The organism is Bacillus sp. FSL W8-0770 (assembly GCF_038008705.1).
GTDB lineage: Bacteria > Bacillota > Bacilli > Bacillales > Bacillaceae_G > Bacillus_A > Bacillus_A cereus.
Map to the genome: position 1 here is coordinate 3,398,902 of NZ_JBBOZR010000001.1, position 18,900 is coordinate 3,417,801.

Sequence of the window (18,900 nt, forward strand, 5' to 3'; positions counted from 1 at the left end):
ACTTTTATTTTATATTTAAAACACGTTCTGGATGGGTATACACATTTAAGGAGTGATTACGAATAAATCCTATTGTCGTAATACCTAAATATTCCGCTAGTTGCAAAGCTAACTCAGTTGGAGCTGATTTTGATAGTATAATTTCACAACCGATTTTTGCAACTTTCAATAATATTTCCGAAGAAATACGACCACTAAAAACAATGATTTTATCTTTTATAGAAATATCGTTTCTTAAACAATAACCGTAAATTTTGTCTAGTGCATTATGCCTACCAATATCCATTCGGCTTAAAATAATACCATTCACATCACATAAAGCTGCATTATGAACCCCACCAGTATGATGAAACGTATCCGCAGATTGCTGCATTTCTTTCATTAACCGAAAACAATCCTCTGCCGCAACCTGTACATGGACACCCTGCATTTTTTTTGCACTTAGTGCATCATTGGCAAAAACAAACCCTTGCCTACTCATACCGCAACAAGACGTAATATATCGTTTATTTTGCATTTGTTCATAATACGGATTTACTTTTGTCGTTGTTACATGTACAAATCCTTCTTTCTCCTGCACCCATACACTATCAATATCTTCATACTTTCGAATGACTCCTTCAGACGCTAAGAATCCTATTACCATATCTTCTATATATTCTGGAGTACTAACCATTGTAACAAACTCCTGTCCGTTCATTTTAATGGTGACAGGAAACTCTGTTACAATGCTGTCCTCTATATGCTTAAACGCCCCTTGTTCATAACGAAAGATTTCTCTTTCTACCTGTATCGGTTTCACGATCAGTATCCTTCTCTCACGTTATATTTTTATCGAAAACAAATACCGAAACTGCAATATCTTCTTCTACTTTCATATCTGAAAACAAATTCACTAATTTTGCTCCAACAAGTTCCTCCAAATGTTCACGGGAATTCGCAGCATACACCTCTTGAATCATTTTCGTTCTAGCCATATGGACCATTTCCGCACCGTCCATCGTACTTGAAATAAATTTTTCAGTAGGTGTTAAGTTTCCATAAAGAGTCGCTATAGCCATATTTTCTGCAAAAACAGTATGAATTCGTTCTGGTCCTTTTCCGAAAAGTTCTTTTCGAAGTTTTCGTATCATATCATTAAATTCATGTACTTTTTTTGACATACAATTATACCTCCCAAAAGCCTCATTTTACTTTATTATATATTTTACCAAAATGAGCCTTCCGCCCAAACTATTTCGTACAAATATTTAGGCGGAAAGGTTCACTTCATGAAGTTTATTCGTCTTTTAACCCTTTCCCCATACCTTTTAAGAAATGAAGCCCAAACCCGATAGCACGGTTAATATCTGGGTCTTTCAATACTTTCATAAGATCGAATACCCCTACTTTTTTATTACTTTCTAGATGTTCATTACCTTCTTCTAGCCCGACTAATAAACTACCTATAAGCTTTTTCGTAAGTTCTGGGTCAAGTTCAGTTAACGCCCCTGCAGCACCCATCATATTATTAATTAAATTTGTAACAGGCTCACGAGTTACTTGACCTAGAACGATCTTTGCAATTGGTTCTTTCGCTTTCAGCATAGAATTTGCAGCTTCTAGCATTCCAATGTCATTTAATTCCCCTACTATATTAAACATCTGATTTAGAGCTTCTTCATTATTAGTTAAAAGCTCCTTTAAATCATCTAATTTTTGCTGTTTTATTTCTTCCTCAGTTAATTCTTGTTTTTGAATCATTTTTATAGGTGCAGCCATAGTTTTCTCCTCCTACTTATCCGTTAAATGCACATACCCTGGACGTGCCCACTTACGATGTACCTCAATTCCAGCTTGAGGGTGACGTTTTTTATTGCGTGGGTTCGCTTTTGGCATCGGATTTTCGCCATCAACTTCTAACACTTCCATACGTACTTTCGTTTGTTTATACGCAGGTGTATTCGTACGTACGTCCACAGCGGGGCCTGTTAAGAAATTAATTGCCGTTTCGTTATCTGTAGAGTTCATCGGTAAATATAACTCATTCGCTTTTACACGATCCGTAACGAGTGCACGTAATTTTAATGCTCCAAAAGGAGAGACAAGACGAACTAACGAACCTGTTTTTACGCCACGTTCTTTTGCAAGGTCTGGAGAGATTTCAACGAAAACACCAGGTACTTTCGTTTGAATACCTGTTGATTTATTTGTCATATTCCCTTCATGGAAATGCTCAAGCATACGACCGTTGTTAATGTGAAGGTCAAACTCGGCTGGAAATTCAGCTGGACGTACCCAGTCAGCAATCGCAAAACGAGCTTTTTTATCTGGGAAGTTAAATCCATCTTGGAACAGAAGTGGTGTATTTGTTCCATCAAAACTTCCCCAATGGAAACTGTTCCATCCTTCAAGAACTTCATAGTTCGCTTGCGAGAATAATGGTGATAAACTTGCCATTTCAGCAAAGATTTCACTTGGGTGGCTATAATTCCAGTTTGCCCCTAGTTTATTCGCAACCTCCTGGACGATCCACCAGTCTGGTTTCGCATCTCCTAGCGTAGGAAGAACTTGATATAATCTTTGGACACGGCGCTCTGTATTTGTGAAAGTACCTTCTTTCTCAAGAGATGGCGCTGCTGGTAATACAACATCTGCATATTGAGCAGTTTTAGAAAGGAAAACATCTTGCACAACGAAGAAATCAAGGCTCGACAACACTTCATGTACATGATTTGCATTAGAATCTACAAGAGCCATATCTTCTCCGACAAGATACATTGCTTTCATTTTTCCTTCGTCAATTGCATGAAGCATTTCAATATTATTAAGACCTGGTTCACTATCAATTTTCACTCCGTAAGCAGTTTCAAATTTCGCACGTTCCATTTCGTTAGTAACGTGCTGATATCCTGGAAGCCATCCTGGTAAAGTACCCATATCACAAGCACCTTGTACGTTATTGTGACCTCGAAGTGGGTATGCACCTGCTCCTGGACGACGATAGTTCCCTGTTGCAAGAAGTAAGTTTGAAATTGCAGCGGAAGTATCAGAACCACCTGTATTTTGCGTTACCCCCATACCCCAAAGGATACATGTACCATCTGCATCACGAATCATTTCAGCCATTTGAATAAGTGTTTCTTTTGAAATACCTGTTACTTCTTCTGCATATGCAAGTGTATATTCTTCTAGACTTTCTTTGAAATCTTCAAAGAAGTTTACATTCTCATTAATAAATTCCTGATCATGCCAACCTTGATCAATCATATATTTTGTAACAGCCATTAACCAAACTTGATCTGTTCCTTGTTTTGGACTAATAAAGACATCTGATCGCTCTGCCATTTCTGTTTTACGAAGATCAGCTACAATTAACTTTTGTCCGTGTAATTTATGTGCACGTTTAATACGTGTAGCTAGAACAGGATGACCTTCTGTCGGATTACATCCTACAATAATAACAAGACCAGATTGCGCAATATCTTTAATCGTTCCTGCATCACCGCCCATACCAATTGTACGGAACAAACCATCCGTTGCTGGTGATTGGCAATAACGTGAGCAGTTATCAATATTATTCGTTCCAAATACTTGTCGAGCTAATTTTTGAATTACATAATTATCTTCATTTGTAATTTTAGAGGAAGAAATAAATCCGATAGAACCTTTACCGTACTCTTCTTTAATAGTACCTAATTTATTTGCAACTACATTCAGTGCTTCTTCCCATGTAGATTCAACAAACGTTCCATTTTTACGAATTAAAGGTTTTGTTATTCGTTCTTTAGAATTTACGAAATCCCAACCAAATTTCCCTTTTACACAAGTGGAAATTGCGTTAACTGGTGCATCTGAAGATGGCTGTACTTTAAGGATTTTACGCCCCTTCGTCCACACTTCAAACGAACAACCTACACCACAAAATGTACATACTGTTTTCGTTTTCTTCGTACGAGTATCACGCATGGCCGCTTCCACTTCTGATACTGCAAAAATACCGCTATATCCAGGCTCAACTTCTTTAATTAAATCTACCATCGGTTCAAGAATATCTGGTTTCAATCCCGTCATAAATCCAGCTTCACCGAGCATCGTTTTCTCCATTAAAGCGTTACAAGGACAAATCGTTACACATTGACCACAGCTAACGCATGAAGAATCATTAATATTTACTCCTTCATCCCAAATAACTCGTGGGCGTTCCGCTTCCCAGTCTATCGATAACGTTTCATTTACTTGTAAGTTTTGACACACCTCAACGCATTGACCGCATGCAATACATTGATTAGGATCATAGCGATAAAACGGATGCGTCATATCAACTTCACTTACATCTACTTTCGGTTCATACGGATATTTTTGATGTTCAATTTCCATTAATTCTGCTGTATTATGCAGTTTACAGTTCCCATTGTTGTTGTCACATACTGTACAGTATAATAAATGATTTTCTAGTAACCGATCCATCGCCTCTGTTTGTGCTTCTTTTGCGCGAACAGAAGCACGTTCAATGCTCATACCTTCCGTTGCTATCGTCGAACAAGAACGCATTAACTTTCCGTCAACTTCTACAATACAAGTGTCACATGTTTGAATAGGATCTACTTCTGGCACATAACAAATTTGCGGATGTTCAATCCCGTTCTCATTAATAACACCCAATATCGTTGAACCGGGCTCCGCTGTATACTTTTTTCCGTCAATTGTAATATGAACCATGTTGTTATTCATGGTCTTTCCCCCTTTTTGAGAATAAAAAAACTCCACCACGAAAATATACGCACCATATTTCGGCACGTTATTATCATGGTGGAGTAGTTTATTAGCACATCTTGCTAAAATACCAATCCATTTATTCATAAATAAAACGATAGAGTCATAACAGGTCATATCACGATTCCATCTTTAACACTATAATTATAGCGTTAAAGTTAAAAATATACAATATAAAATTTAAACTACGCATATGTCAGCTTGTAACTATCCATAATAACCCATATAAAACATAACAAGGAGTAAGCGAACAAATGGGGTCTTTTAATAAATGGATGCGTGGTGAAAAATCTTTTTCTACCCAAGAGCAAGCTGATTACGCATTAAATAAATCTATCTCTTCTTCCCTTTCCCTTAATTTAAAGCACTTGTCCAAACTGTTTAGCGGTATTCCAGAATTAATAACACGCACTTTTCCATTAAAAAACGGACAGGAAGCTGCACTTATATATATGGAAGGACTTGTAGACAAAACTGTTATTAACGTAAACATTCTTCGTCCTCTCTTATTTAAAGAGTGGAATGAAGACGATTTTTGGGAAGCTTCTGTTTCTATCGGAAATATAAAAAAAGTTCAACAGTGGACAGACATTGAACAATCTCTTTTACACGGCAAAAGTATTTTATTTATAAACGGGCAACTATCCGCTTTAGAGCTTGATACGCAAGCGGCACCAAAAAGGAGTATTGAAGAACCTACAACAGAAAGCTCCATAAAAAGCTCACACGAAGGATTTAATGAAGTAGCGAGCGATAGCCTTGCACTTATTCGTCGATATATTCCAAATCGCGAATTGAAAGTGAAGGAATTCACTGTTGGTGAACGAGCTACTTCAAAGGTTTTTTTGCTTTATCTAGCAGATGTTGCGAACGAAAATGTCGTAAAAGAAATGGCATCCCGTATCGAGTCAGTAAAAGTTGATGCGATTCTTACTACTGGTGAATTAGAGGGGTTTGTTGAAGATAATTCCTTTACTCTCTTTCCGCAATTATCAATAACTGAACGTCCTGACACAACAGCACATCATATTCTAGATGGGCGAATTGCCGTTATTGTAGATCGCTCACCAGGCGTATTAATAGGACCTATGACCTTTTCATCCTTTTTCCAGACGATAGATGATTACAGCTTCAGACCTATGATTCCATCTTTTATACGACTCCTTCGTTTCACTGGACTATTTATTGCAATATTTGCTCCTGCTCTTTATATTGCTATGATTTCCTTTCATTATGAAGTAATTCCACTTAAATTATTGTTAACAATTGGAGAATCTCGAGCCAAAATTCCTTTTCCGCCTATATTAGAAGCACTTTTGATGGAATTAGTACTTGAAATGCTACGCGAAGCTGCAGTTCGACTTCCCGGTCCCGTCGGACAAACAATTGGCGTCGTAGGAGGGATTGTCATTGGACAAGCTGCAGTTCAAGCAGGAATCGTAAGTAATGTTATGGTTATCGTCGTATCTATTACCGCAGTCGCTTCTTTTATCATTCCCAATCTGGAAATGTCAGCAGGAGTTCGGATTCTTCGCTTTCCAATGATGATAATCGCTTCTTTATTCGGAGTCATTGGAATTATGGTTGGAATGTCAGTTATCATCATCCATATTCTTTCTATGGACTCACTTGGTGTTCCTTACGGTAGTCCTTTTTCTCCATCATTTGCTACGGATTTAAAAGACGTTCTTGTGCGTTTGCCATGGAAACTAATGAAGAAACGACCACTATCCCTTAACTTAAAACAAGAAAATCGACAACCGGATATAGAAGAAAAGGAGGAAGATAAGTGACAAAGCGTGTAAAGAGGGAGATTAGTTTATTTCAATACATTTTAACGATTAGTGGTGTTCAAGTAGGATTCGGTGTACTTACACTGCCACGTGAAGTGGCCCAAGGGGCGAATACAGATGGCTGGATGTCTATTATTATAGGATGCGCTATCACTACTTTAGTCAGTCTATGTATTGTAAAAATCATGGAGAAGCATCCTGGTTACCATTTACTTGATGTGCTAACTCGTTATCTTGGAAAATGGTTAGGAAGAGTAGGAATGATTTTTTGGATTTTATATGCTGTTCTTGCAGCGGTTTCTTTAATTTTTTCCCTCTTATACGTTATTAACATTTGGATTTTGCCTAGATCTCCAATGTTTTTAATCATGATGCTATTATCTATTCCAATGGTAATGCTCGCATGTAAAGGTGTTCTTATTATTAGCCGCTATGCTGTTTTTACTGTCTTATTTACACTCTGGATGCCATTACTATTATTTATCCCACTTAAAGATGGGCATTGGATCTATCTTCTTCCTCTCCTTAAAGAAGGATGGATACCAGTTTTCAACACAGTAAAATCAACTATTATTGCCTTTCTCGGATTTGAGTTTGCATTCGTCCTTTATCCTTATCTCAGTAATAAATCATCTGCAAAAAAAGGGATTGTTATTGCAAATATGATTACTTTATTCGTTTACCTGCAAGTGACGTTCGTTTCTTTCCTTTATTTTAGCCCAGATGGTATAACTAAGTTTTTATGGCCTACCCTTTCTCTCGTTACACCATTTCACTTTTCTTTTCTGGAACGATTTGAAATTATCTTTTTGTCATTTTATCTCTTTATCATTTTTGATTCTTGCATTCCTTATATTTTTACTGCTTCAGATGGAATCAATCAATTACTTAACAAAAAAGGGAGTTCATTACCTATTTGGTTTTTATTATTCGGTTGTACTTTCATTCTGTTCTTTTATATCCCTTCCTCTTATCAAATAAGTGCGTTGCGAGAATTTTGGGGAACTGCAAGTTATTTTATCGTTTTTCTATTCCCAGTCGTATTTCTCTTATACATGACACTTTATCAGCATTGGAAAAGGAGAAGAGTTTAAATGAGGCGCTTTATTCATTTCACTATACTTTACTTTCTCATAACCTTTTTAACAGGCTGTGGAGATCGACTCGACTTAGAAAAACAATCAATTTCATTAATTTACGGCTTTGACGCAAAAGCAAAAGGAAAATTAATTGTGTACCACGTAAATCCTATTTTTAATGAAGACGTAGAAAAAAAGTACGAAACACATGAAGCGAAAGTACGTACACCTCGAGAAGCAAAAGCAACGTTTAATAGTTCAAGTGGCGGTTTAGTATCTACAGAAAAGTTACAGCTCATTTTATTTAGCACAAATTTTTTAAAACAAGAAGGGGCTATGCCTTACCTTGATGTTTGGTATCGTGATCCTAAAAACACTGGAAACATGCGCATGGTTGCAGTAGACGGTCCAATTTCTTCAGTTATATATAATAACTTTAAAGATAAGCCTGCCCTTCCCGAGTATTTAACAGATTTAATTAATACGAACAAACTGTACAATCGGACCGTTTTTACGACATTCCATGAATTTCACAGGCAAACGTTTAATAAAGGTATAACACCTGCTATTTCAGAAATAAAAAAAGGTAAAAAGGATGTTATCGTTACCGGTTCCGCGCTATTAACTTCTCGCGGAATTTATAAAATGTCATTAAATCGTTATGAAAGCGCCCTTCTTCTTTTGTTACAAAAGAAAGCGAATACACCGGTTTCGCTTACATTGAAAATCCCTTCTACTTCAGTTGAAAGTAATAGTGATTTAAAAGATACCGATGGCGGCGATTTCGTAACAATAAATGTTCTTAGCATGGATCGTGATATCCATACAGATTATAGCGATAACCACTTCAAATTTCATGTTAAAATGGATTTGAAAATTGCTGTCTCTGAACTTACATTCAATATGGATATAGACAAAGATAGAAAGAAATTAACTTCTCTTATTACAAAACAACTAAACAAAGATTTGAACGATTTAATCCACAACATTCAAAAACAGCAACTTGATCCATTCGGATTTGGTGATTATGCGAGAGCGTTTCAATATAAAGAATGGAAACAAGTCGAAGATGATTGGCCGAGTGCCTTTTCAAAAGCTAATGTGAAAGTGGCACCAACTATTAAAATTTTAGAAAATGGGATTATTAAATAGAAAAAACACGCTACTTGTTCTTATATGAATAAGTAGCGTGTTTTCATTTCCATTACAAGTATTATTTCAATGGACTATACTTTATTTCTATTTCTAACATTACTATGTTTTTTAGCATATACAAAATATATGAAAACCCCTATTATAATCCATGCCACAAAACTAATTAAAGTAAGCTTAGAAAGGTTCAATGCCAAATATATACAACTTACTATTGAAACGATAGGTAAAAAAGGTACTAGAGGGGCACGGAATGGCCTCTTCATATTAGGATGTGTCTTTCTTAATACAATGACAGCTATAGATACAAACACAAATGCTGTTATCGTTCCCATATTCACTAAATTAGCTAATAAATTCAAATCCACTAATCCCGCTAATAAAGCTGCTAGTATACCTGTAACCCACGTATTAAAAAATGGAGTTTGTAAACGTTTATGGACACTTGAAAGTCTTTTTGGTAACAGTCCATCTCGACTCATCGAGTAAGATACACGAACAAATGCAAACATAGCTACTAACAGAACTGTTGTTAGCCCTGCTATCGCTCCCACCGATAACAACCCAGCAATTCTATCTTCTCCTACAGTGCGCAACGCATATGCAACCGGATCAGCAACATTTAATTCCGTAAACGGAACCATTCCAGTTAGCACGAATGAAACACCTACATATAGAACTGTACAAATGAACAAGGAAACAAGTAGCCCAATTGGCACGTTACGTTGTGGACGCTTCACTTCCTCTGCGGCTGTTGCAACTGCATCAAATCCTAAAAAAGCAAAAAATACAGTAGCAGCGCCCCCTACCACACCGTGAAAACCAAACGGTAGAAATGGTTGCCAATTCTCTGGTCTTACATATTGTGTCCCTACCACAATAAATCCTACAATAACAGCCAGTTTAATAATAACCATTATATTATTAATTCGTGCACTTTCTTTTGCACCACGGCTTAATAAAAATGTAACAACTAAAATAATAAGAACTGCTGGTAAATCAATGATTCCACCCTTCCCCATTCCTGGTGCCGAAGCAAAAACCGTAGGAATGTGAATATTAAAACCTAGTAGCAATGACTGAAAATATGCTGACCAGCCTGCTGCAACCGCAGAAGTCGCTAATAAATACTCCAGCATAACACACCAGCCAACTATAAATGCAAAAATCTCACCTAGTGTCATATATGTATATGAATATACACTTCCCGAAACTGGAACTGTAGATGCAAATTCAGCATAACAGAAAGCTACACATGCACATATAATTGCCGCTAATACAAAAGATAATACAATCGCCGGACCAGCATGTTTCGCTGCTACAATACCAGTTAATACGAAAATACCTGTACCAATAATTGCTCCAATACCTAAAAGAGTTAAATCAATCGCTCCTAAAGTTTGATTCAATACTTTTTTCTTTTCTTCATCCATTGCTTTCTTTATGAAAAGACTCATTCTTTGAAACCTCTTTTTCAAGTTTATCTCTTACTTGTTACATTCTTTATTACTGTTCTATTTTAAAAATAAAAATATACATAGTTCACTTCCCCTATAGACTTAGTAACCCGTCTCAATAAAAACAGAAAAATCAATCTCTTTATACCGTATTGAATTTTCAAAATATTAACCATACCAAAAAACCATTAAGAATGCTGATTGAATTTATCATACAATTAATTATATTGTCAATAATAAATCACTCAAAAATAATCGGCTGATTATGTATCAAATGTTATTTTTATACATAATTATTTTCTCAAAAACATTGTTGTTTTCCACCTTAATATTCATATGCATTTTATTACATTGATTTTCATACAATTTTCATTACATACAATGTAATGAAAATCATAATAACCTCAAATGAATTATTATTCAAAAATAATAATTCATTTGAGGTTATTTCACCATTTTAATACTAACAAAAAAGTGCAGATTTTCATCTGCACTTTTTTTATTCTTCCACTTCAGCTTCTGCACTACTATTTTCAAGATGCTCCTTCTGAGCTTCCTCTTGCAACTCTGCTGAAATCATCCCATAATAAAGTTCCGGATATAACCCAAATATTTGATATACACTTCCTAAAAACGGCATCAGAATCCCTCTTTTCTAAAGTTGTATTGCCACTTTTAAGGATTCCCTTTTCATTCACTATACATTCGTTTTTGGCGTTTCTTCTTCATCTTGAATACTTAATAAATTTTGCCATTTTTTATACGGAGCGCTATTTGGATCTACATATCCTTTCGCATGCGAGCGATCCCACAATTGTTTAATAAACATTTCTTTCTCTTTCTTTGCAACCATATCAGCACCTGTGCCGTAATAGTTCTGGAAATACAACTCGATTTCATCAAGGAATAGTCTTAATAATTCATCTGATGTTTCTTCTAATGTCGGATCATACTTCGCTTCACGGTCATACATTAAAATCATGTCTAAAAGATTGTGGACATGTTCTTTTCTAAGCCATCTTACATCTTGGGCTCCTAATACGAACGGATGTGTATATAAATGTCCACCTTGTATCATCGCCTTTTCTTGCTCTTCTTCAAATCGTGACAAAATGTTTTCATAAATAAACGGATTATGAAGCAATGCTCTGTGTAATTTATAACTTTCGCTTGAAATATTTTTTCCCATCGACTGAATTAAAAAGCTACGTCCCACACCGTTATATTGATACACAAACTGTCCATCAACAGCAACTAAACTAATCCAGCGATACATATATGCGTATAGTAATGCACGATTACATTTATCATAATCTAATTTTGTTTGAGTCGCATTCAAATCTGGCATAAAGGCTGGTAAGTGCCAATACTTATCTAAATGCGGCGTTAAACTAGATTTTTTACTATTTAATTTGTTTACACGGCGATAATACGATTGGAAATAGTCACCTTTATCATTCATAAATCCGTTTGAAATATGTCCTGATGATAATTTAGGAAAATCTTGCAGCGATAAGCCATAATGTGCTCGATAACAGATCACTTCAAATGGTGAAAAGGCTTCGTGTACTGTATCTTTTTCTTTAAACATTTCTTGAATCAATTCCTCTTGCAGCTCTTTCTTTAAAGAAGGATGTATACCCCAATATTGTAATTCCCTATGATGAGCAACTTTCGGAATGAACGGACTTGCTAAATGGAACAGGTCTTCAATTTTTTCACGCACGTATTCATCGCGATCACGTTTCTTATAATCTGCTTCTTTTCGCAACGCTTCAATAATATTCAATTCTAATTTATCACGATAGCGTACTTGCAGTTCGTCATAACAATAGCTCAGTATATGTTCGCGATAGAAATCCTCTACCTTTTTCGACTGAATCTCTTCTGTTTTCGCATCACGACAATATTCCCCGTACAAACTCATATAAATTTCCGCTGATATATCTTTCGGTAGTACACCTAAATTTAAATGTTGCTGCATATCTTGCCATATCTTTTCTTGCAGCTGTTCCTCAGCTAATACATATACATTCGTCGGGTTTGTTTTCCCTTCAAATTCCTTACTGCGCTTTTGGATTTCAAACAGTAAATTTTCACGTGTTTCATGTAAATTATCAAAAAATCTTTCCCAATATTGAATCATTTTATTAACTGCTTGATATAGCGATTGATATACAAGTTCTAATAGCATTTCTTTTCGATATTCATTTAATTTGTGTACATATTGCGTTATGATGTCTTCAAATTCTCTTTTGAATAAACGTTGCTGATTATTAATCATTTTTCCAAACCAGCCTTGTTGTTGAGCAATTTCTACTCGGCGTACAGCCGTTACCGTTCCATCGATATTACCCACATTAAATTTTTTATCGTAGTTTTGAATTACATTACGCTTTTGTTCATTATTTTCATGTAGTCGATTCATTTTTTCCACTAACTGCTTTCGAATTTCATATAACATAAAACGTGCTGCTACTGGGTGAACTGGATCTGTTTTCTTTAAAAACCATGTATTTAATTGATAGGACTGCCCTTCAGAACCACTTGGTGAAAAGCGGTCTGATTCAATCATGTCATATAAAAGTGTCGTTACATGTTCATGTACACGGCTCGGAATCGCATACGCATATAAACGAACCGCATGATCCACTCTTGCCACTTCACCTTTCATTTGTTCCATCATTTTCAGTTTCGCAGCTGAAATTTTACACTCATGTTGCAAACGATTTAATTCCTCATCTCTTTGCACCGTTCGTTGTACATAACTTTCTACAGCTTCTAAAAACAGTTTTGATTTCGCAACTCCGAGCTTACCACCCTCTGCTCCTTCACGTGTTTCATTGTACATTTGTCTATAGAAAATATGAGCTTGCTCTGGACGGGTAGCAAGATGTTCCAAGTCCTCTAAATAACTTTTACCTCTCTCCGGCTTTTCACGCTGCATCCCACGTTTTACATCTTGGTCATATCTTTGCTTCTTCTCTTGAAACAGTTGATCTAAATGAAGCCACGATTCATCTAAACCTTGCACAGCCCATTTTAAAGCACAATATTTTAACACATGCTCATACGGATAAATGAGTTTTGCCGTTCCTGCCCCGCAATATCGTCCTTTTCCGCTTGATTCTGCTAATTGCTGAATTTGATTGTCTTCTTGTGCAAAATGACTTGTGGACATCGGGCTAAATAACTGTAAATAAATTGTATTTGCCATCTGTTCCATATAATCTGATAAATTGTGTAAATGGTGTCCATGTAGGTTTTCATAATCGTATAAGAAACAATAATTGTACGGTAAATGATGTTGTTTAATTGTATGATTCGTTCTTCCATCTTCATCTACTTGATCAGGGCGATACTCTAATTCAATTGTTACACCGCCGCGTTTTGATAATTCTCCAGTAGAACCGAGCGTAATAGCATGTAATTCTTTTAACGATGCATAGCCGTTCGCTTGCACCGTTTCAAACTCTTTCCCACTAACTGTTCTCGTCTTTACTAAAACATCCGGCATTAAAAACGCACCGCGTATTAAAATGTTATGATGCTGCAATTTCTTCCGAAGCATTTCACGTAAATATAATGCAATTTGCAGAAACATCCCCGAACCTGTTCCGCCTGCTAGTGATGTTACTATAATGACACGCACACCATATTCTGTTTGATCACTTGTAACCGGAAAAATTTTCTCAATTTCTTGCCAAAAGGACGTTAATTTATCTTCTTTCATCGCAGCACGTAACGCTAAACGTGAAATGACGCGTAACTGTCCTGCTCCTTCTGTTAATGGTTTATCAAGTATAGTCGGATCCATCGGAAACCACTCTGGGATTGTTGGATCTCCTGCAATATACTCCCTGGGCGTTTTACTAGAACTCGTTTGTGTCTTAAACTTTCGAATATGATCAAATTTACTCAATGTATTCACATCTGTATCAAATACGTGCATTGCTACCTTTTTCCGGCGCTCTTCAGGTAATTTTTCATATATTTGATGCGTCACAGTACTACCGATTCCACCTAAACCAATTAATATTGTTGGAACTTGTAATGTCATGTGAACCACCTTCCTATTCTTGCTTGTTTGAAAAAAGGGAAAGAGAATCAATACTCCATCCCCTTCTTTTCCCTATCTACTATTCACATTCGTACTTGTAAATCTCTTTACCATATCCTCTATCAATTAGTAAAAGTTCATTTGGATATAGTGTCTTATGTTCCATTCCTACTTCATCCTTTGTTATAAACATCCCATCAATAATCATTCCAACTACTTGTGATTCTTTCGCTACAAAGACAGATTTCGAACCTTTCTTCGCTATAAACGTAACGGATTGCACTGTTTTTCTTTCTGCTCTAAATGGGATACCAAAATAATGGTTCCACCATTTATTTCGAAGTAATTCTGGTTCAGATTGATATAGCCAATCTTTCGCTACCTCTTGATCCCATTCATAATACAGTAGTGCTTTCCGGTGAAATCTTGGCCGAACAATCCATCCTAAAACAATGATTCCTACTACTAGTAGTAATAAAGTGATAGGAATGACAAACTTAAAAATAAGCGCATATTTTTCATAAAACGGAGCATCTTGAATATGGAATGTTATGTTTTTCTTTACTTCTTGTAACTTTGAATCCTGCATTACGATGGTAGCTTCTACGGTGCCGGTATCTGTAAAATTAAATGTGTCGGAGTAATAGGGACGAGGATAAACATAGATTTGATTTCCATGTTGCTTTATTTCATAGTTGATTGATTGTTTAGATGTGACACCAGTAGATTTTAATAGTTTCTTTACAGCCTCTTCTGTCATCGGCTTACCATCTAACTGTGGTTGTATAATAAACGGTTTACTATTCTCTAAATTTGTTACTTTTTCTTCATAATCTTTCGTAATCGTTTGTAGTGATAATTTTGGTTTTTCCGTTACTTCGATTTTAAATTCTTTCGTCTGTCTGTAAAATCCCTTTATGTTCATATGAACTTTCCCACGCACTAGCCCTTTAGCAATCTTCATTTCGTAGTAAAATACATGTTTTTTATCGTCCCACTTCATCGGGTACTGTTTTCCTTCTATTTCTAATTCTGCCTGAAAGTAAGAAGACTGAACTGGCAACTCCGTAGGCTTTGCTTCAATAACAGCAGTAACATCTTCATACATTTTCTCTACATTTTTTTGACTACTATCATCTTTGGCATAAGTAGAAACCGTATAATTAAGCGCTGGTTCAACTAGTACTTGTAGTCCTTCTTTCTCAATGTCCTGGTCCACTTCTATCGTATAAGTTCCTGGTTTAATAACTTCCTCATTTTCCGTACTTATATGAACTATATTTCCGAACAATTTTGCTTCTCCTGGTGCATGTATGGAAAAAGAAGATTGTAATTGTAATGGTTTAGAAATTTGTGTGACCTGATAATCGGGCAGAGAAGGCGATTGTCGTACAAGCGTCATACGCTTTAACGGAAACGGTGTTGTAATCTCTACTCTTTTCCCCACTACTTTCGTTTTTACAATCGATTCAACAGAGGAGAATGGATCACGATTTGCAACTAATGCTGCCACTTGATTTACACTTTTTACAATGCCATCTTCTCCGTTTGACGGCATCGTAACACCATTTATCTCTTTCTTCCATATTTCCTTGAACGTATTTAGTTGTTCTTTTTCTTGTTGTCCTAAATCTTCTTCCATCGTAATTAAGACTGGATGTAACGATATCTTTTTTGCATCCATTTCTTTCTTAAACTGGGCTAATTTCTGCAAAATTTGTTCTTTTCCGCCAACCTTATCTTTCTCTAAATCATTAAATGCCCCGTCAGTTAATACAATAAGCCAAAATTCACGTTTTCCATCTATATCTGCTTCCTTTTTTATAGATTGCATCGCCGTTTCTACCGCGCTAAATGGAGTATTTAAATACGTTTTCCATGCTCCAATTCCCTCAATTTCTGTTTGCCTTTTATCCTTCGTTAACGAAATGTTTAATGGCTCATTCGGCTTACTCATTGGAACGTAAGAAAATTTATCTTTTTCATCCAATAGCGCAACTAAACTTTGCAAAGCATAATTGGCATATTTCCAGCGATCGTTATTTCTCATGCTGCCCGAATCGTCATATACAAGTGAAACGACCCTTTCCTTTGCCTCCTCTCCTTTTGCAAAAGCTGATAAAGGTAAACATATAAATAGAAACAACATGAACGTGGCACAAATTCGGATTTTCATGATGAGGCTTCGCCACCTTTGTAGACAAATTCCTATGTTTAAATTTATGAGAGGAAACAAGATATATGACTTGTATTTTAGGACAACGAACCCAGCATAATTTTATTATGTAAACAGTTATAAGAACTGAATATTATTCCTTCTAGCGTTTTCTATCCGATACTATAAGTAAAAAAGCCTGTTTAAGCTCCACACTTAAAACAGACTTTTCCTACTTTTTATTTTAAAAACACATAACAAAAAGTTTGATTTTTGACTTAACACATCACTTCTATTGTAAATCCACCAGGTGCTTCAACATAAAACGTATACGCATGGACATGCTTAGGAGGCTCGACCAAAAATCCATCTTCCTTCAATCTTTGATTTATCTTATCTACTTGTTCTTCACTTTCTTGTGGAAATCCTACGTGAAATGTTTTTGGATACTGAACTTCTTTTCCTTTCATTAAAGTTAGTATAAATCCATCATTATCACGCATAACTGCAAAGCCATTTCCCCTTGTTCCACTACAAATTAGACCAAAATACTTCTCTAAAAACTCTCTAGCTGCTGTTACATCTGTAACTGTTAAATTAAGATGTTTAATTCCCAATCCTTCACCTTCTTTCTCAATTTTCTAATATTTTATCATATAAAGTGAAACTTGAATCAGTGGGGTTTTGTTCATCCCCCACTGATTATTAGCCTTCACCAACCGGGCATTTACGGTCAGTAGATTCCCTACCTAATTTCTTTGCTTCCGCTGAATTTTGAGGTGGGGGTCTTACTGCCCACAAATAGCGGGACAAATAAAAAACACGCCTTCCACAGCGTGTTTCATTGCTTTACATACACTTCAACAATCGGATTCTCTTTATGATCCGCATGTAAGCGTATATTCTCTTCACCTGTATTATAAATACTAGCTAATAACATTATCGTTAACACATTAGGTGTCTTCGCATCACTTCCGTATTTTCTCTCAAGCGCTTCCTTATATTCAAAATCTAAATCCCCCTGCACATATGTGTACACTTCAAAACCATCTTCTAAATTGCAAACTACTGTATCAATAATATCTGCTCCTACTTGCTTCTTCATTTCCTCTCGTAACGCTTCAATAAAATCTTCCCATGGTACTTCGTATGTCTGAAACTGATCTGTAGATTTCATGCCTTTTCCTCCTTATATATCCTCTTCTTATATTTCCCCTTTCCTACAACAATTATGATAGATAGGGCATTCGTACAAGCCGCACTTGTCCCCTCTACATATCGTATTACTGTAATGGGGAAGGAGGAAAGAACATGCATAGACAAAAATGTTATGATACATGCCGACGTTACTTCGGAAAAGTTGTTCGGATTGAAGACCGTGATGGCCGTATACATTTAGGGAAAATAATCGATGTGACACAAAGCTCTGTATGGATTGAACCGGTGCAACAGCGCTCATCTTTTGATTCAGGATTCGGATACTATGACGCTTATGCAAACGGTGGTTGTGACCTTTGCGGCGGCCTTAGCAGATGTGATAGTTGCGGATTTGGATGCGGTGGTGGATTTAGCAGCTGCGGATGTGGTGGTCGTGGTTGTAGTAGTTGTGGTTGCGATGGCTGGGGGGTTGAACTCGGATTTGGTTTTATCTTCGGAATTACATTAGCTGCATTGTTTTTCATTTAACATAGTAAAGAGTTGACTACCTTTAGCCAACTCTTTTTCTTTATTTTTCACATATAAAAATACGATGCCCTAAAATGTGTTGGTACATAAGCCGGACATTTTCATGCTGTACCCACGCCTCATATAACTCATTCGGAATATGTGAGGATACATTCCATTCTGGCTCTTCTACATAGCCAGAGATTGTTTCTGCAATCGTGCCACCACCAGCAATTGTAATTCTTTTAAAATTTGCTTTCTGAAATAATTGTACCCACTCATTCTCAGTTAATAGTTCTTTCATACCATATAATTGGGCGATTTTTTCTTCCTCACCCTTATCAATGTGCCTATCAATAATCATTTCAATGACAACAAGCTTACCGTCCTGCTGTAATACACGATAACACTCCGAGATAACCCTTTCTTTGTCTGTAAAAGCGATGATTGATTCTCCAAGTACGAACTCAAATGAGTTATTCAAACACGGTAAATTCTCTACATTCCCCTCAATTAATTGTATATCTAACCCTTCAAACAACCATCTATCTTTTGCCTTTTGAATCATAATTTCATTCTTTTCAACCGCTGTTACTTTATAACCAAATTCCCTTGTCATATATGCCGCTGTTTTCCCTGTACCGCAACCTATCTCCAGGACATTCGCTCCATATTTAAAAGGCAGTTGTGCTAACAATTGTTTTGTTAACGTAAAACCACCAGGATGAGCACTTCCTATTCCGTAATAAGCTAGGAAATCGATGTATGTGTTTCGCTTCATGGG

General features: G+C 36.2%; 15 protein-coding genes. 4 read left to right on the plus strand and 11 right to left on the minus strand.

Annotation, left to right across the window (positions count from 1 at the left end; all coding sequences use genetic code 11):
- Positions 1-4 precede the first annotated feature (4 nt).
- The 4 genes from fdhD to fdhF form a co-directional block, all read right to left on the minus strand.
- Entirely contained in the window at positions 5-802 is a 798-nt protein-coding gene (gene fdhD / locus NST27_RS17445; RefSeq protein WP_000802691.1) for a formate dehydrogenase accessory sulfurtransferase FdhD, read from the minus strand.
- A gap of 16 nt (positions 803-818) precedes the next feature.
- The gene (locus NST27_RS17450; RefSeq protein WP_000039582.1) at positions 819-1,163 is read right to left on the minus strand and encodes a DUF2294 domain-containing protein; all 345 of its coding nucleotides are present in this window, start codon (positions 1,161-1,163) and stop codon (positions 819-821) included.
- A 115-nt stretch (positions 1,164-1,278) separates the two neighbouring features.
- Positions 1,279-1,761, minus strand: coding sequence for a DUF1641 domain-containing protein (locus tag NST27_RS17455; protein WP_000729897.1), 483 nt, complete (start codon positions 1,759-1,761; stop codon positions 1,279-1,281).
- A gap of 12 nt (positions 1,762-1,773) precedes the next feature.
- Positions 1,774-4,713 (minus strand): formate dehydrogenase subunit alpha, encoded by a 2,940-nt coding sequence (fdhF, locus tag NST27_RS17460; RefSeq protein ID WP_001063642.1) that lies wholly within the window; start codon positions 4,711-4,713, stop codon positions 1,774-1,776.
- Between the two features lie 296 nt (positions 4,714-5,009).
- Here fdhF and NST27_RS17465 point away from each other — a divergent pair, with 296 nt between their 5' ends.
- The 3 genes from NST27_RS17465 to gerSC are packed head-to-tail and all read left to right on the plus strand — an operon-like array spanning position 5,010 to position 8,779.
- A complete protein-coding gene (locus NST27_RS17465) occupies positions 5,010-6,548 on the plus strand; it encodes a spore germination protein (protein WP_000534528.1) in 1,539 nt (512 codons plus the stop codon).
- On the plus strand, positions 6,545-7,642 hold the full coding sequence (locus NST27_RS17470; protein WP_000167070.1) for an endospore germination permease: 1,098 nt from the start codon (positions 6,545-6,547) through the stop codon (positions 7,640-7,642). Before NST27_RS17465 ends, NST27_RS17470 begins: the two co-directional genes overlap by 4 nt.
- Positions 7,643-8,779: a spore germination protein GerSC gene (gene gerSC, locus NST27_RS17475; RefSeq protein WP_001252211.1), complete on the plus strand. Its 1,137-nt coding sequence runs from the start codon at positions 7,643-7,645 to the stop codon at positions 8,777-8,779.
- A 74-nt stretch (positions 8,780-8,853) separates the two neighbouring features.
- Here gerSC and NST27_RS17480 read toward each other — a convergent pair whose 3' ends face one another.
- The 6 genes from NST27_RS17480 to NST27_RS17505 form a co-directional block, all read right to left on the minus strand.
- Positions 8,854-10,236, minus strand: coding sequence for an APC family permease (locus tag NST27_RS17480; RefSeq protein WP_000051665.1), 1,383 nt, complete (start codon positions 10,234-10,236; stop codon positions 8,854-8,856).
- A gap of 499 nt (positions 10,237-10,735) precedes the next feature.
- Positions 10,736-10,876 carry a hypothetical protein gene (locus NST27_RS17485; protein ID WP_001116193.1) on the minus strand — a complete coding sequence of 47 codons (141 nt, stop codon included), beginning with the start codon at positions 10,874-10,876 and terminating at the stop codon, positions 10,736-10,738.
- A gap of 57 nt (positions 10,877-10,933) precedes the next feature.
- Complete coding sequence (locus NST27_RS17490; RefSeq protein WP_000175129.1) at positions 10,934-14,296, minus strand: tubulin-like doman-containing protein; 3,363 nt, start codon at positions 14,294-14,296, stop codon at positions 10,934-10,936.
- A gap of 79 nt (positions 14,297-14,375) precedes the next feature.
- Complete coding sequence (locus tag NST27_RS17495) at positions 14,376-16,472, minus strand: vWA domain-containing protein (protein WP_000702074.1); 2,097 nt, start codon at positions 16,470-16,472, stop codon at positions 14,376-14,378.
- Between the two features lie 257 nt (positions 16,473-16,729).
- Positions 16,730-17,068, minus strand: coding sequence for a VOC family protein (locus tag NST27_RS17500; RefSeq protein WP_000511520.1), 339 nt, complete (start codon positions 17,066-17,068; stop codon positions 16,730-16,732).
- Positions 17,069-17,292: 224 nt separating this feature from the next.
- Positions 17,293-17,628, minus strand: a complete 336-nt coding sequence (locus tag NST27_RS17505) for a hypothetical protein (protein ID WP_000842883.1) — start codon at positions 17,626-17,628, stop codon at positions 17,293-17,295.
- Between the two features lie 134 nt (positions 17,629-17,762).
- Between NST27_RS17505 and NST27_RS17510 the strand changes: the two genes are divergently transcribed.
- Positions 17,763-18,137, plus strand: a complete 375-nt coding sequence (locus NST27_RS17510; RefSeq protein WP_000554996.1) for a hypothetical protein — start codon at positions 17,763-17,765, stop codon at positions 18,135-18,137.
- Between the two features lie 40 nt (positions 18,138-18,177).
- Here NST27_RS17510 and NST27_RS17515 read toward each other — a convergent pair whose 3' ends face one another.
- Entirely contained in the window at positions 18,178-18,897 is a 720-nt protein-coding gene (locus NST27_RS17515) for a class I SAM-dependent methyltransferase (protein WP_000828242.1), read from the minus strand.
- Positions 18,898-18,900 lie beyond the last annotated feature (3 nt).